Source organism: Lactococcus sp. LG1267, from assembly GCF_017309545.1.
In the GTDB taxonomy this organism is placed as follows: domain Bacteria; phylum Bacillota; class Bacilli; order Lactobacillales; family Streptococcaceae; genus Lactococcus; species Lactococcus petauri.
The window spans coordinates 378687-394545 of the sequence record NZ_CP071295.1; the positions used below are offsets into that span (position 1 = coordinate 378687).

Below are 15859 nucleotides of genomic sequence, written 5' to 3' on the forward strand. Positions count from 1 at the left end.
AACGAATATAAAAACGCCATAAGGCGTTTTTTTAGTCGTTGATTATCTTCACTTTTTCACCAAAAAATTCTTTAGCCTTACTTACAAGAACTTCTTCTGCTTCTGGCTCAGATTCCGTATCTTTTGTAACATGCTGCTCCCCTTTTTTAAGGCTTAAGACATACTCTTGACGTACAGAATGCCAATCTTGCTCTGCTAAAGCAATAATCTCAGGCGAGAATCCCAATATTGATGACATTAAATTGCCAAAAGTTAATTGTAGGTTTTCATTTTCCGTAACACGCTTTGCTAAATTACCATGAGGAAAAGTAACTACCACAAAATTACTTGAGGCTGCCACGGGGGCAGTATTATTGATTAAGGCACGGTCTGAAGGTTTGGTAAAGCTGGAAACAATTTCAGGCCATGCACCAAAAACTGCTTGACGAGCTTCGTTGGTCGCTTCCTTTAAAGCTTTAAAAACCAAATCTTGATTTACAGTGTACTTTTCGGTGACTGTTTTCGTTTTCACTTGCTGCTTAATTTGAACTTCTTGACTGACAGTGGATACCACCGTTTGGCTGCCCGTTTCTGCCAATTTAGCTTTTAGCTCTGCAACTTCTGCTTTTAAAGCCTGAAGCTCATGGCTCAAACTTTCTGGAACTTCCTTATCTTCCGCAGAAGAATAAGCACCTGCATCTACAAGACGCATCGTCATCACATCAGCAGCAATTTTGCTCTGTGTTGTTTCTTTAATAATTTTCAGAGACTCAATCGCAATGTTGATCCATTGGTAAAGACGAGGTCGTGGGATTTCATTATTTTCCCGCAAAAGCAAATCACGGAAATAAGTTAAGAGATCTTCCGTAAAACGCAACATATTTTTACCTTCAAGAAAGATTTTCTCCAAAGCATCAAGTGCAGTTGGTCCATCTGAAGCGATCAATGCTGCAACATAAGAGACAAGCGCTTCATTGGCAATGGAGCCTGTCACTAAAAGAGCATCCTTCTCTGCAAGCTTGCCATCAGAAAAACTTAAGGCCTGATCCAATAAACTCAAGGCATCACGCATTCCTCCCTCGGCAGATTTTGCAATGACATCAAGTGCCGCATCTTCAAACTCAATCTTCTCATCAGCTAAAACTTCTGCTAAGTGCTGACGAATATCATTTGTTGTGATAGCTTTAAAAGCAAATCTTTGCACACGACTAATAATTGTTGCCGGAATTTTTTGAAGCTCAGTTGTTGCTAAAACAAAGACAACATTATCTGTAGGCTCTTCCAAGGTTTTCAGTAAAGCGTTGAATGCTCCCGTTGAAAGCATATGAACCTCATCGATAATATAAACCTTATAAGTTGCGCGACTGGCTGCATAGGTTGATTTATCTCGAATCTCACGGATTTCGTCAACCCCATTATTCGAAGCAGCATCAAGTTCAATCACATCTTCAAGGCTGCCTTGGGTAATAGCTTGACAAATATCACAAGTGTTACAAGGCTCTCCCTCTTTCTGATTAGGGCAGTTAATTGCTTTGGCAAAAATTTTTGCCGCGGAAGTTTTTCCTGTCCCACGTGGACCACTAAAAAGATAAGCGTGGGAAATCTGCCCATTAACGATAGCATTCTTTAAGGTTGTGGCCACCACTTCTTGGCCAACCATCTCATCAAATCTTTGACTACGGTATTTTCTATATAAAGCTTGGTAAGCCATTTTTCATTCCTTCTAATAAAGGTCTGGCTCTGCGCCAAGACCGAGCTCTTCATTGATTCGGAAAAGAACATCACGCGCCAGTATGGACTGATCAATATCGGCAGCGTTATAATTTTTCATTGCCTTGTAAATAGCCCAAACGCGAGCGCGGATGACTGTTGCCTTATCGGCTTCAGCAGCGGAGAAAAATATCTTTCTTTGTTTCTCATCAAATATTTCCCATGCAATAGTCAAATCACAGGCTGGATCGCCAACTATGGAAGCTGTTGTTTCAGCCACTCCCGAAAATTTGTCGGCCATCTTCCACACGGTATCTAAGTTCAAATCCCCATGTAACACGACCGCGGGCTTAGTCCATGGATTTTTAGAAGCTTTATCCCAATACAAGCGCAGACCTTCTACAGGTGCAATTCTTTTCATTTGATCCAACAGTGTCAAAAATTCAGCTTCGATGACCGGCAACATTAAGGCTGGGCTTTCGGCTCCCGTTGCTTCTAATTGGTGCAACTGATACACAAAGTTACCCAAATCTTGAGCAAATGCTTTAGGTTGAGCCAAAGCATTAAAACCTACAGCCTTCACCTCACTGGTACCAAATTTATCCGCTATAAAGTTATTTACTGTTTCCTTCATTGTTTACCTCGCTCAAAAAAATTTCCAATCAGTCATATCTGACAAAATGTGGCAAAATTCTTCAAGATATTTTTGATCGACATCATCATAAAAGGAAGTTTCTGAAGCATCCAAATCTAAAACTCCTTTTAATTCGCCGTCTTTAATAATCGGTACTACAATTTCTGACAGTGCTCGGCTGTCACAAGAAATATAGTTTTTATGTTCTTTAACATTGTCAACAATCAATGTTTGGCGTTTTTCTGCGGCTTCACCACATACTCCAGCGCCTAACTTTATTTCGACACAAGAAACCCCACCTTGAAAAGGGCCTAAAATAAGTTGTTCGCCGTTGTACAAATAAAACCCTGCAAAGACTTGATTAGGCAAGAAGTCATTAAGAAGAGCTGATGCGTTGGAGAGATTTGACAATGTATAGTTTTGTGTTGAAAGTAGACCTTTCAATTGTAGGTTAAGGAGTTCATATCCTTCAATTTTTTCGCTTTTATTCATCTTATAATTATAAACTTAACCCACAATAGAGTCAATACTTGCGATTAAATTATCCCTTATTTTCTTTTTGAAATATCTTTGGCTTTCATTTTCTCTAACTCTTTATTTATCTTGCTTTTTCTTGACTCTTTTCCTCCTTGATACAGCATGATTAAGACAAAGAGTCCAATGAAGGGCATCACAATATCTTTAAAATTAAAACCAAGAGCACCTCTGTATAAGAAAACACCTATAGCGGCTAAGAAAGCAAGCGGAAGTATGGCACCCAGGTACTTATTTTCCCTATAGCCCGCAAATGTCTGAAATGCGATAATGACTCCAATTATTGCTATATCCATTAAATGATTCATCTCAAATCTCCCTATGTTTTCTTATAATCTCTTTTGCACTGCTCAGACTCACTTTTTCATCAATAACCATTTGCATAATACTCACTTCAAAAGAATCCTTTTTAGTATCACTCAGAGCAATTTTCTCAATTAAACGGTCTACACGCAACCGCACTGTAGGATAACTCACCCCATAATACCTGGCCAACTCTTTTAAAGAACCCGATGCAAAAATAAATTGTTTGATAAATTCTTGTTCTTCATCTTCCAGATTAAAAAACCAATCCATAATTTCTCCAACCTTAATATTATTTATTAAAGCTTAACATTATTGAAGTAAAAAGGCAAAATTTTTCATTTTAATAAATGTAGATTGCTTTTTTTATTTAAAAATTGTCCTCCAGAAGCTTTTGTGTCATAATAAAAATATGACTTTAGAAAAAACCCGTAAAGAAATTGATGCACTAGACGATCAAATTATTGCGCTTTTAGAAAGACGCATGTCCTTGGTTGACGAGGTAATCACAGCTAAGGCAGAAGAAAATAAAAATGTCTACGATGCGGATCGAGAATACTTTATTCTCGAAAAGATAAAAAAAAGGACAGAGAAACTCCAATACGAGCCAGCTATCCACTCTATCTACAAAGAAATTATGAAACGTTCCCGAGAATATCAAGAAAAAAATCGCTTTAAATAGCGATTTTTCCTTTCATACTTGAACGTAATGCCATATATTCTAATTGTGGCAAGTCCAAGAGAACTACTTTGCTACTTTCGATTAAACCAGCCGAGAGTAGAGTATTCAAAAAGCCCTTAATTTCAGTCGTACCTAATTCAAGACATTCTACGAAAATGATATGTTGAGGAGCTTTCAGTTGACCAAGCAATACCTCAAAATCTTCTGGTTGAAGTGCAACTTCTGGGTCTTTGCGATTAACAACCGTCAAATCTTCATTCTCCGACAAGTATTTGGATGCAAAGTCCTCAAACAGGTCACCATCAGCAGCTGCTTCCTGCGGTCCAGATACTGCATAAGCTCCTCTCTCCAACATTGCAAGTTTTGCAACCTGTCCATAGTCTAATTTATCTATAATATTTTTTAAATTTTCTTTTATATCCATATGTATAGTTTAGTCTTTTTAGTATAAAAATTCAAAAAAAGCATCTTAAAGATGCTTATCTCTTTTAGTAAAGTTCCAAATAGTTATCGATTTCCCATTGACTTACAAATTGTGCATAGCTCGCCCATTCGATTTTTTTAGCTTCCACAAAGTTAACCAAAACATGCTCACCTAAGGCAGCTGTTACTACTTCATCTTCACGTAGTGCCTTCACAGCATTGTGTAAAGTCGACGGCAAGTCTGTAATACCATGTGCTTTACGTTCACTTTCGGTCATTACATAAATATTCGCTTCAACAGCTTCTGGTGCGGCGATTTTATTTTCAATCCCATCAAGACCAGAGGCAAGGAGAACAGCCATTGTCAAGTAAGGATTGGCTGATGGATCTACTGAACGAAGCTCGACACGTGTAGACATACCACGGGATGCTGGTACGCGAATTAGCGGTGAGCGGTTACGACCAGCCCAGGCAATGTAAACTGGTGCTTCATATCCGGGCACTAAACGTTTGTAGCTGTTAACTGTTGGGTTAGTGATGGCTGTATAGTTATAAGCGTGCTTGAGCAAACCGCCAATAAAGTAGTTTGCAGCTTCCGAAAGTCCCATATCACCTGCTTCATCATAGAAAGCATTTTGCCCATCTTCTGTGAAGAGCGACATGTTGCAGTGCATACCAGATCCATTAATACCAAACTTAGGTTTGGCCATAAAGGTTGCGTGTAAACCATGTTTACGTGCGATTGTTTTTACCACAAGTTTAAAGATTTGAATATTGTCACAAGCTTTCAATGCATCGGCATACTTGAAGTCAATCTCGTGTTGCCCAACAGCTACTTCATGGTGGCTTGCTTCTACTTCAAAACCAAGGTCAGTAAGGACATTTACGATTTCGCGACGTGTATTTCCTGCCAAGTCGGTCGGTGCGAGATCAAAATATCCACCTTTATCGTTTACTTCCAGTGTTGGTTCTTGATTTTCATCAAGCTTGAAGAGGAAAAATTCAGGTTCTGGACCAAGATTGAATTTTTTAAAGCCTAATTTTTCCATATTTTTAAGATTACGTTTCAATACGCCACGTGGATCTCCTGGGAAAGGTTGTCCTTCTGCTGTATAAACATCACAGATAACGCCAGCTACTTTTCCGTACTCATCTCCCCAAGGGAAGATAATCCATGTGTCCCAATCTGGATAGAGGTACATATCTGATTCATTGATGCGGACAAAGCCTTCAATTGAACTGCCATCAAACATCATCTTGTTGTCAAAAAGTTTGTCTAACTGTTCATCAGTTGCTGGAACTTCTACGTTTTTAAGTGTTCCTAAAATATCGGTAAACATTAGACGTAGAAACTTAATATTTTTTTCTTTGACATCGCGACGGATGTTTGCTGCTGTGATTCCCATAATACGGCTCCTTTTAAGAATAAACGATGCTTCAATTTCTTTGATGTAAGTTTTTCTTACATACGCGGCTGGTTAAAATGAGTTGATGTTGGATGTCCGAAGCGTCCTTGCTGTGCAAATTCACGTTCTAAAGCAAGATGTACTTCACTGATAGAGAGATTTTTCATAGCTTTTTTCTGTCTTTGAGCATAGATACGCTTAATATCAGCGATATTATTGCCTTCCGACAGTAAATCAGCAATATCAAAAACAATCTCAATATCATTAAGAGAGTACATCCGACGGTTACCTTCGTTACGCTCTGGAAAAAGTAAACCTTGTTCCTCATAATAGCGAATTTGTCTTGCACTCAATCCTGTTAGTTTCATAACAGTACCAATAGGTAGCACTGCTAGGGAGTGTCTCAATTCACGTTCTTTCACCCGTCATCTCCTCAACTTCAACTCTATGGCCATATTATAAACCTAGTTTTATCTCTTGTCAAAGGTTTATGTCACATCATATAACATCAATTGCCATTATTTTCTAAAATATTTAAACAACCCTCTTTTACCAAGCGGTAAGTTTCCTCAAAATCTCCCGTATACCAAGGATCTGGAACTGATTTATTCAAAAGCATTTTTATTTTATGTTTTTGGTCTGCAGGAGCCATTTTCTCTAAATTTTCTTTATTAGATTCATCCATTGCAATAATTTGATCAAAATATTGAAAATCTTCCTGTGAGATCTGTTGGCTCCCTTTGGCAGCATCAAATGGGATGCCATACGTAGTTAAAAGAGAACGTGTCCCTGGATGGATGGGATTCCCGTGTTCCCAGCTCGATGTGGCTCTACTTTCCACCTCGAAATTTTTCCCCTCTTTTTCAACTAAGTCCTTCATGACAAACTCAGCCATGGGACTTCGACAAATATTACCTAAGCAGACAAATACTATTTTTTCCATATCTTCATTATAGCACAGCTATGAGCATAAAAAATATCATATAATGGAAATTTACTTAAGTAAGACATATAAAAAATACTCCATACGGAGTATTTTTTATTTCTCTTGATAAGGGTAGCCCAAATGTTCATAAGCTTTGGGTGTCGCTTTACGTCCTTGCTTAGTTCTCATGATAAACCCTTTTTGAATCAGATAAGGCTCATACATATCTTCAACAGTCTCTTGGTCTTCTGCTATATTAACCGCTAGCGTTCCTAAACCTACAGGACCTCCATTATACATTTCGATCATTGTGCGTAAGATTTTTTGGTCAATATAATCAAGTCCCGCATTATCCACATCTAAAATCTGAAGTGCTTTATCTGTGATTTCTTTATCTACGCGACCGTCACCCATAATTTGTGCAAAATCTCGAACGCGCTTCAGCAGGCGATTTGCGATACGTGGTGTGCCTCGGCTTCGCAATGCAATCTCAAGCGCACCTTGGTCCACAATCTCCACTTCAAATATATCCGCTGTCCGTTTGACAATTTCCTCCAAGTCACGTTCAGTGTAATATTCCATATGTGCCGAAATTCCAAAACGCGCACGCAGAGGATTGGAAAGCATCCCAGCTCGCGTTGTTGCCCCCACTAATGTAAAAGGCGGCAAATCCAAGTGAACTGAGCGACTGCCATCGCCAGATCCGAGCATGATATCAATATAGAAGTCTTCCATGGCAGAGTAAAGAACCTCTTCTACTTGCATAGGCATACGGTGGATTTCATCAATAAAAAGGACATCTCCTGGCTCAAGTTCGTTTAAGATAGCGACCAAGTCACCTGGTTTTTCAATTGCTGGTCCCGATGTTTGTTTGATATTCACCCCCAGCTCATTCGAAATAACAAAGGCCATGGTTGTTTTACCTAATCCAGGGGGGCCAAAAAGAAGCACGTGATCCAGTACTTCTTCACGTAGTCTTGCTGCTTTGATAAATATTTCAAGTTGTTCTTTAACCTTGTCTTGACCGATGTATTGATTGAAAAATTGAGGCCTTAAAGACTTCTCAACCATCATTTCATCTTCAAGTGGTGTTGGTGATAAGTTTTCGTTCATTGTTTTTATTATAACAAAAATCCGTATTGTACGGATTTTATTTCATCATTAATTTAAGGGCGGCTTTGATATACTCTTCACTGGTCAATCCAGATTCAACTTCAAGTTTCTTCTGAATTTTCTTAAGCTCGGTTGCTTTATAGCCTAGGGCTTGCAAAGCTTCAATCGCTTCAATAAGAGCTAGATTTTCATTTTTAGCCGTAGTTTTGACTATTTCAGCTGAAGTCGTAGCATCAAACTTACCAGCTAAATCCAGAACCATCTGCATCGCTGTCTTTTTACCGACACCTGGAAATTTCGTCAAATACTTGATATCGCTGTTGTCGATCGCATGAACAAGACCCACATTATCATCTGCAGCGATGATTGCTAAGGCAGATTTTGGTCCAATGCCTGATACACTAATCAAACGTAAAAACAAAGCTTTCTCTGCATCATCCATAAAGCCATATAAACTATGTGCATCTTCCCGAATCACTTGGTGCACATATATTTTAATCTCTTGGTTCATCATATGCGACCAAGCATAAGGATTTGCTACATTGATGAGATAGCCAATACTTGCGACATCAACAACGATATATGTTGGTGTAATTTTAACTAACTTGCCTTGGAAGTATTCGTACATTAGTCCTCATCACCTTCTGTGTTAATAAAGTCTTGGATAATAAAACGTGGGCGTGCTTTAACTTCGAGGAAGATCTTACCAATATACTCACCAATAATCCCAAGAGCCAAGAGTTGAATTCCACCCAGACCAATAATAGCAACCATGATTGAGGCCCAACCAGTCGTTGGAAAGCCTCCGATGAAATGACGCGCTACAACATAAATTCCAGCTACAAAAGCAAGAAGGAACATAGTCAATCCAGTCCAGAAAATAAAGCGCATCGGTGTTGCTGAAGTTGAAGTAATACCATCAATCGCAAAACTCACCATCTTTTTGAGAGGGTACTTACTTTCGCCCGCAAAACGTTCCCCACGTTTATAGTAAACATTTGTTGATTTATATCCCACAAGAGGGACCATTCCACGTAAAAAGAGATTTACTTCCTCATACTCAGCTAAACCATTTAAGGCGCGACTGCTCATCAGGCGAAAGTCTGCCGAATTGGGCACAGATTCACTGCCTAGTTTCTTCATCAAGCCATAAAAAGCCATAGCTGTACGACGTTTAAATGCCGTATCTGTGTCACGATTATCACGTACGCCATAAACTACTTCGTAACCTTTTTCGTACTCTTCAAGCATCGCATCAATCGCATTGATATCGTCCTGTAAGTCCGCATCCATTGAAATAACGGCATCTGCTAAGTCTTTAACTTGCATCAAACCTGCCAAGAGCGCATTTTGATGCCCTCTGTTGCGTGAGAGATTGATACCACTAAACATCGGATTGGCCGCATGTTTTTCTTGAATTTTTTCCCAGGTACTGTCTCGCGAACCATCATTAACATAAACAACACGGCTTTTTTCATCAATCTTGCCAGCTTGCTTCAAAGCTGCATATTTCTCTTCAAGGCGGCGTGATGTTTCATCAAGTACCAATTCTTCGTTGTAACAAGGGACTACCATGTATAAAGTTGTCATTTTTCTTCTTTTCCTATTTTTAATTTATATTCTTCCAACTTGCGGCTTTGGAAAGATGTGTTTCTTGACGGCGTCGGAACATTTTTTCTAAGTCTCCGCCATTAAAATGGACAATTGTTGGACGTCCATGCGCACAAGAGTAAGGGTTCTCACAAGTAGCAAGTTCTTTGACTAATGCCCGCGCTGATTCAACATCAAGCGGATGGTTTGCCTTAATCGAACTCTTACATGCCACCATTGTTGCTAAATCATGTCGATATTTTTTGACTGAGAATTCTTTTGTCAAAAGGATTTCATCAATCATCTCATAAACTGTTTCTTCTAAGTCATTTTCTTGAAGCCAAGTGGGATGCTCACGTAGAATTAATTGATTTTCTCCATATTCTTCAAGGAACAATCCTGCTTCTTCCAAAATAGATTTTCGATCTAAAAACATCAAAAAATCATTCTTAGGTAGACTAAAAATGTAAGGGGCCAGTAAAATTTGTTGGTCCATGCTTACTTCACCAATTTTATCGCGCCAATATTCATATTTTATCCGCTCTTGGGCGGCATGTTGATCAATAATATAAAGTCCATCTTGCGCTTGGCAAAGCAGGTAAGTAGCATGCAGTTGTGCCAGATATTCCAAATCAGGAAAGGCCGTTTTTTCTTCTATTTTCTCTGGGCTTTCAGCCTGTTGTTTTTCTTCGATCACAGTTTCTTCGAAAATAGAAGGTGTGCGGGCTTCATCTGGAGGAACAACCTTCTCCTGAGGCATGCTGTACTCCTCATGTACCTGAGTCTTATTCACAAAGAAATCCTGACTTACCTTATCGTAATAAAGGTTTGTTGTTTTGCTCTCACTTGTAACTTCTGGTTGTTCCTCTACTTTCGCCCGCCGTGAATTAAGGTTTTCCAATGCATCAGGAATTAAAGTTTGCTCTACAAAAACACTTTGAATAGCTTCTGTAATCAAACGCATTAGTTCACGCTCTTTTGATAAGCGTACTTCTTGTTTCGTCGGGTGCACATTAACATCGGCTAATTGCGGATCAATCTCAATAGAAAGCACAACAATAGGAAAACGCCCCACCATCAAACGGTTACCGTATCCTTCAAGGATTGCACGGTTTAGCAAGAAATTTTTGATGAAGCGGCCATTTATCATCAAGGTAATGTAATTACGGTTAGCACGTGTTAGCTCAGGCAAACTCACGTATCCCGAAATCGTAAAATCTAAATCTTCCGCTTCTACTTTTAACATTTTTTTGGCAGTTGAAAGGCCGTAAACACTGGCAATAACCTGACGTAGATCACCATTTCCCGCCGTTTTCATCAATTCTCTGCCTTCATTGATCAGTGTGAAAGAAATCTCGGGATGAGCCATACTTTGACGATTAATGACATCCGTAATGTGGCTAAGTTCTGCTTGCAAGGAACGAATATATTTTAAGCGTGCCGGCGTATTGTAGAAAAGATTTTGTACAGTAACCTTGGTCCCTTCTCTTTGAGCAATTGCTTCTAATGTGTCCACTTTTCCACCATGACTAATCAAGCGTGTGCCTGACTCTTCATCTGTCACACTTGTCTCAATAGAAAATTCACTGACTGAAGCAATTGAAGGCATCGCTTCTCCCCGAAATCCAAGAGTACGGATTTTAAACAAATCCGCTTTATTTTTGATTTTACTGGTTGCGTGCCGCTTCAAAGACTTAGCAACATCTTCTTTTTCAATCCCCGTTCCATTGTCAATCACTTCAATGAGTCGTAAACCACTCTCTTGAATTTTCACAATGATACGCGTTGCACCGGCATCAATTGAGTTTTCTACTAATTCTTTTACAACGCTAGCAGGCCGTTCTACCACTTCACCAGCTGCTATCTGATTAGCAAGTGATTCATCAAGTTCGATTATTTTTCCCACTTATTCAGACCTCCGCATCAAGCGACTGTTTCTCTTTTTCATAGTCAGTACTTATTATAGCATATTTTAAAGAGAGAAATTTGAAAGCTGAAGAGTTTCTTGACAACAAAGAGAACCTCTCCTGAAATACACCGGAGAGGTCTCTCATATTATCACTTCATTAATCTATTTTAATACTGAAGCTGATCCATGTTACTGAATATAGCTGCGCCAAGAATCATAAAGAAAAGCAAGAGAAGTACGATAACTACTGCACCAATGATAAAGGCAACTAATCCGGCACGATTCCAACCGTCCATAACCTTACGAAACTCTTCTTCATCACGGTAACGATTGTCTGGATTTTGTAGAGCCCAACGTTCTCCATTAATACCGAAAACAATAGCCCAAACAATACCAAAAATCCAGCCAAGCCAAGGAATACATACAAGTAAACTGAGCAAACCGAGATAAGAGCGATTAGCTACACCAAAGAAGACGGGCATAGCCATTGCACCCCAGTTCCATTTTGGAGTTATTCCTGATTTGACACGGTTGTCTGCCAAAAATGGCTCATCTGCATAATCAAATGGAGAAACTTGAGGTGCTTCAGTTTCTTCTTTTTCAGAAAGAATCTCGTCTTTGGATGCTACATCGGGAGCTGCAACCTCTTCTTCAGTTGTAGTTTCCACGATTTCCACAGGCTCCGAAACAGGCGAGACAGAGCCCTCTGTTTCTGATACTATAAGTGTTTCTTCCTGTTTACCTGCAGGAGTTACGCCAACACCATCTTCTTCCATAGTTTCAACTTCGGGGACTTCAGGTGTTTCTACGATTTTATCTTTATCTTCCGCCATACACTCTCCTTTTAACACTTCTATATTTATTCACTTTATTCTAACAATTTTACTATTAAAAACCAAATCTTACAGCCTGTCTTTGAGATCCCACAAAAAGTTCAAAGCTTCGCGTGCTGTCATATTATCGACATTCGTTTCTTTTAGCATCTCAATCAAATCTTGATGGTTATCTTCAAAAGTGAAGAGGCTCAATTGCTCTTTTTCAACTTCGGGTGCCTTACTCATCACAGGCTTATTCTCCAACTTTTGTAAAATAATATCGGCACGTTCGAGTAATTTTGTTGGCAGTCCTGCAATTTTAGCCACATGAATACCATAGGATTTGTCTGCTGGACCTTCCGTAATCTTATGCAGGAAAGTCACATCACCGCCTTTTTCTAAGGTGGCAACATGAACATTTTCTAACTCCTTAAGATTATCTGCCAACTCCGTCAACTCATGATAATGCGTCGCAAAGAGTGTTTTAGCATGAATATTATCATGAATATACTCAATAATCGACTGCGCCAAAGCCATTCCGTCATAGGTTGCAGTGCCTCGTCCAAGTTCATCAAAAATAATTAAAGAATGCGGCGTAGCATGTTGTATAGCATGATTGGCTTCCATCATTTCTACCATAAAGGTCGACTCTCCTGAGATTAGATTATCACTTGCACCAATACGTGTAAAAATCGCATCAAATATTGGAAGTTCAGCAACCTCAGCTGGTACGAAAGAACCTAGCTGTGCCATAATAACAATCATCGCAAATTGACGCATGTAAGTTGATTTACCAGACATATTTGGCCCAGTGATGAGTTGAATTGCGGTTTGGTCCGGTAACTTAATGTCATTGGGGACATATTCTTGTGCCCCAAGAACGCTCTCAACCACAGGATGACGCCCTTTTATAATGTTAACCTTACGTTCTGGAGTAAAAATTGGACGGATATACTGATATTTTTCGGCAACAGTCGCTAAGCTTTGCAAACAGTCGATGCTGGCAATTGCTTTTGCTAATTTCTGCAGGCGCGAGATATATTGTTCAGTTTCTGTACGTACTTGCGCAAAAAGATCATATTCTAAAATACTTGATTTTTCACGTGCCTCAAGCATAATTTCTTCGATTTCAGCCAACTCTTTTGAGCCAAAACGCTCTGAATTTTTCAGCGTGGCTTTACGATAAAAGTGGTCAGGAACACTACCAAGCTGACTCTGCGTAATATGGAAATAATAACCATCTTTGCGGTTAAAATCAATTCTTAATGTCGAGATTCCGGTGTCGGCTTTTTCTTTCGCTTCCAACTCTGCTATCCACGAGGTACCATTTGTTAAAGCTTCGCGATACTTGTCCAGCTGCTCATTATAACCTGACTTAATGACACCCCCTTCAGTGATGACACGTTGCGCCGATTCATCTATTGCCTGACGTATCAAGGAGATAAGCTCTGGAATTTCATCCAGTTGAGAGATCAAGGGTTCTAGGGCTGGATTGTTCATGGTCAGTAAAACATTTTTAATGCCTGGGACATTAGATAAGGAATTTTCTAACTGTAAATAATCCACGGGAAGAACTTTACCGAAGGACACACGGGAAGCCAAGCGCTCAAGGTCGTAAACTCCCTTTAGAGCCTCAATCAAATCTGCCCGTTCAAAGAAATTGTCCACGAAAAGTTGTACAATATCCGCACGTTTATTGATTGCGCTGGCAGAAATCAACGGACGATCTACCCAGTTACGGAGTAAACGTGTGCCCATAGCTGTTTTGGTTTCATCAAGCAACCAATAGAGTGTCCCATGTTTTTTTCCTTCGCGTTTATTTGCGGTTAACTCTAGAGAAGATTTCGTTGCAAAGTCCATTTGCAGAAAGTCTTTTATTTCATAGTGTTCCACTTCCTGTAAGTGACTTAAATCCCGTAACTGAGTGCGATTAACATAGGCCAAGAGCTTTGAAGCCACTTGATTTTCCAAAGGCGCAAGAATGGAGGCAATATCTTCATACTCGTATTGCTCTGAAACCATCACGTTCAACTGTTTTTCAAAGACTTGCCTGTCATCATCTGATAGCTCATAACCGACGACAATCTCACGTGCCTTTAGAGATGATATCTCACTGAGGGCTGCTGAAAAATCGGAGAACTGTGTTGCTTTAAATTCGCCTGTCGATAGATCCATATAAGCTAGGGAAAATGTTTCAGAAGCTTTATCCAGGGCCACTAAAAAGTTATTTCCCGTTGTTAAGCCCACATCAACAGCTGTTCCTGGTGTGATAACTTGAGTGACGGCACGTTTGACAATACCGACAGCTGTTTTAGGGTCTTCCATTTGCTCTGCCACGGCAACTTTATGGCCCAGATTCACAAGCTGCTCAATATATTGATCTGCTGAATGGTGAGGAACGCCTGCCATTGGAATCGGATTTTCTGCATTCTTATTGCGCGAAGTCAGAGACAATTCTAAAATTTGGGCTGCATTCACCGCATCTTCATAAAAAAGCTCGTAAAAATCTCCCATACGAAAGAGCAAGAAAGCATCCGGATAATCAGCTTTGATATCAAGATATTGCTGCATTCCTGGTGAAATTTTTTCAGACATATAATTCTTCTTTCTTTTGAAAATTGTTTGCTTCTATTATAACATACAAAAAGCCAGCTTAAGCTTGTAGGTAAAAACAAAAAGGACACAAGATCCTTCTCCTAGCGACCTAATGTCCTAAAGCTTCATTAACTTTACTTTCAATTTCACCTGTTACATGATTCAAAAGAGCATCAACAGGCTGCATTTTTAAAAGATAATCCTCAACTAAGGGATCGTTTTTTAAAGACTTGTGTATCTTTTGTGCTGCATTAGATGTTTCTTTAAAGGCCTGTATTTTACCTATTTTTTGATAGAGAACGGCTTCCTTCTGCAGCTCCTTCATTTTACTTTGTTGCTCAAACAGCTCTTTTTCTTCCTGTAAGGTGTTTTCTGCTTTTTGAAAAGCCTTAACATAATCCAAATCAAGAATATGTGCAATCAATTTTTCTTTACTTGCATTATAAGGCATCTTCAATCTCCAAGGCTAAGCTTTCTGCAGCCGCTTCATCCTTACAAATGAGCAGTAAAGTATCTGCACCAGCCAAAGTCCCTAAAATTTCTGGGCGTTGCTCATCATCAAAAGCATTCGCCAAAAGATCTGCCTCACCCAGATGCGTGTGTACAACTACATTAACACTGGCAACATCAACTTTCAGTACAAAGTTAGTCAGATATTGTTGCAGCAAAGATTGTGAAGGCGAGTTAAGTTCTGTCAAAAAAACATAAAAGCTCTTGCCGTCTTCACGCTTTTTAATAATATGCAGCTCACGAATATCACGTGACAGACTCGCCTGCGTAATCTTTACCCCTCTAGATTCTAGGACACTTTGAAGCTCTTCCTGTGTCGCAATCTTATTTTCAGAGATAATTTGTTTAATTAAATTTAATCGTTCTTCTCTTTTCATAGTCTCATTATAGCATAAAAATACTCAACAAAATACAGGAATGAAGGTACATTTGTCATTATTTTAAATTATTATTTATACATATTTTAACTCTTAGGATAAAAATATATGCACCTATCCTCATAACACCAATGAATAAAGAGACCTCTTCCTTGCTTCAACCATTCCACTTTCTAATCAAAAGTGTATAAAAATACAAAATATATCTTTTATAATTTTTTCAGTCCGTAAATTCAACACATCACACAAAAAAACATATCTGAGAAAGAACGCTCCTTATCCTATGAGTTATTTGGCTCACTTCACTCATAAAGCTTAAAATTTAACACAATAAGCACTATACTTTTTTATTTC

The 15859-nt window shown here is 39.1% G+C and carries 18 protein-coding genes; 1 reads left to right on the forward strand and 17 read right to left on the reverse strand.

What is annotated here, in order from left to right:
• Window positions 1-31: 31 nt before the first annotated feature.
• Genes dnaX through J0J33_RS01910 form a run of 5 tightly spaced genes read right to left on the reverse strand, consistent with a single transcriptional unit; the run spans window position 32 to window position 3433 of the window.
• On the reverse strand, window positions 32-1690 hold the full coding sequence (dnaX, locus tag J0J33_RS01890; protein ID WP_173817230.1) for a DNA polymerase III subunit gamma/tau: 1659 nt from the start codon (window positions 1688-1690) through the stop codon (window positions 32-34).
• Window positions 1691-1702: 12 nt separating this feature from the next.
• Window positions 1703-2323, reverse strand: a complete 621-nt coding sequence (locus J0J33_RS01895) for a hypothetical protein (protein ID WP_173817231.1) — start codon at window positions 2321-2323, stop codon at window positions 1703-1705.
• Between the two features lie 12 nt (window positions 2324-2335).
• Complete coding sequence (locus J0J33_RS01900) at window positions 2336-2815, reverse strand: GAF domain-containing protein (protein WP_003133125.1); 480 nt, start codon at window positions 2813-2815, stop codon at window positions 2336-2338.
• 56 nt (window positions 2816-2871) lie between these two features.
• A complete protein-coding gene (locus J0J33_RS01905; RefSeq protein ID WP_173817232.1) occupies window positions 2872-3165 on the reverse strand; it encodes a hypothetical protein in 294 nt (97 codons plus the stop codon).
• Between the two features lies 1 nt (window position 3166).
• The gene (locus J0J33_RS01910; protein WP_019293318.1) at window positions 3167-3433 is read right to left on the reverse strand and encodes a DUF2089 family protein; all 267 of its coding nucleotides are present in this window, start codon (window positions 3431-3433) and stop codon (window positions 3167-3169) included.
• A 139-nt stretch (window positions 3434-3572) separates the two neighbouring features.
• Here J0J33_RS01910 and J0J33_RS01915 point away from each other — a divergent pair, with 139 nt between their 5' ends.
• Window positions 3573-3842 (forward strand): chorismate mutase, encoded by a 270-nt coding sequence (locus J0J33_RS01915; protein ID WP_019293319.1) that lies wholly within the window; start codon window positions 3573-3575, stop codon window positions 3840-3842.
• On the opposite strand, the gene J0J33_RS01920 is transcribed toward J0J33_RS01915, so the two are convergent.
• The 12 genes from J0J33_RS01920 to argR all read right to left on the reverse strand — a co-directional run bounded on the left by J0J33_RS01920 (window position 3835) and on the right by argR (window position 15505).
• The gene (locus tag J0J33_RS01920) at window positions 3835-4266 is read right to left on the reverse strand and encodes a hypothetical protein (RefSeq protein WP_165720134.1); all 432 of its coding nucleotides are present in this window, start codon (window positions 4264-4266) and stop codon (window positions 3835-3837) included. The genes J0J33_RS01915 and J0J33_RS01920 overlap by 8 nt on opposite strands.
• Window positions 4267-4330: 64 nt before the next feature.
• Window positions 4331-5671, reverse strand: a complete 1341-nt coding sequence (gene glnA / locus J0J33_RS01925; RefSeq protein ID WP_019291962.1) for a type I glutamate--ammonia ligase — start codon at window positions 5669-5671, stop codon at window positions 4331-4333.
• Window positions 5672-5727: 56 nt separating this feature from the next.
• Window positions 5728-6093 carry a MerR family transcriptional regulator gene (locus J0J33_RS01930; protein WP_003133119.1) on the reverse strand — a complete coding sequence of 122 codons (366 nt, stop codon included), beginning with the start codon at window positions 6091-6093 and terminating at the stop codon, window positions 5728-5730.
• An 86-nt stretch (window positions 6094-6179) separates the two neighbouring features.
• Window positions 6180-6614: a low molecular weight protein-tyrosine-phosphatase gene (locus tag J0J33_RS01935; RefSeq protein ID WP_173817233.1), complete on the reverse strand. Its 435-nt coding sequence runs from the start codon at window positions 6612-6614 to the stop codon at window positions 6180-6182.
• A gap of 96 nt (window positions 6615-6710) precedes the next feature.
• On the reverse strand, window positions 6711-7709 hold the full coding sequence (gene ruvB, locus J0J33_RS01940) for a Holliday junction branch migration DNA helicase RuvB (protein WP_019291964.1): 999 nt from the start codon (window positions 7707-7709) through the stop codon (window positions 6711-6713).
• Window positions 7710-7746: 37 nt separating this feature from the next.
• Window positions 7747-8337 (reverse strand): Holliday junction branch migration protein RuvA, encoded by a 591-nt coding sequence (gene ruvA / locus J0J33_RS01945; RefSeq protein ID WP_019291965.1) that lies wholly within the window; start codon window positions 8335-8337, stop codon window positions 7747-7749.
• Entirely contained in the window at window positions 8337-9299 is a 963-nt protein-coding gene (locus J0J33_RS01950; RefSeq protein WP_019291966.1) for a glycosyltransferase, read from the reverse strand. The genes ruvA and J0J33_RS01950 overlap by 1 nt, the downstream gene beginning before the upstream one ends.
• Before the next feature lie 19 nt (window positions 9300-9318).
• Window positions 9319-11205, reverse strand: coding sequence for a DNA mismatch repair endonuclease MutL (gene mutL, locus J0J33_RS01955; RefSeq protein ID WP_019291967.1), 1887 nt, complete (start codon window positions 11203-11205; stop codon window positions 9319-9321).
• Window positions 11206-11375: 170 nt separating this feature from the next.
• Window positions 11376-12041: a hypothetical protein gene (locus J0J33_RS01960; protein WP_019335751.1), complete on the reverse strand. Its 666-nt coding sequence runs from the start codon at window positions 12039-12041 to the stop codon at window positions 11376-11378.
• Between the two features lie 69 nt (window positions 12042-12110).
• Window positions 12111-14618, reverse strand: a complete 2508-nt coding sequence (gene mutS / locus J0J33_RS01965) for a DNA mismatch repair protein MutS (RefSeq protein WP_206921753.1) — start codon at window positions 14616-14618, stop codon at window positions 12111-12113.
• A 109-nt stretch (window positions 14619-14727) separates the two neighbouring features.
• Window positions 14728-15069, reverse strand: a complete 342-nt coding sequence (locus tag J0J33_RS01970; protein ID WP_019293298.1) for a YlbF family regulator — start codon at window positions 15067-15069, stop codon at window positions 14728-14730.
• A complete protein-coding gene (argR, locus tag J0J33_RS01975) occupies window positions 15059-15505 on the reverse strand; it encodes an arginine repressor (protein ID WP_019291971.1) in 447 nt (148 codons plus the stop codon). Before argR ends, J0J33_RS01970 begins: the two co-directional genes overlap by 11 nt.
• Window positions 15506-15859: the final 354 nt, after the last annotated feature.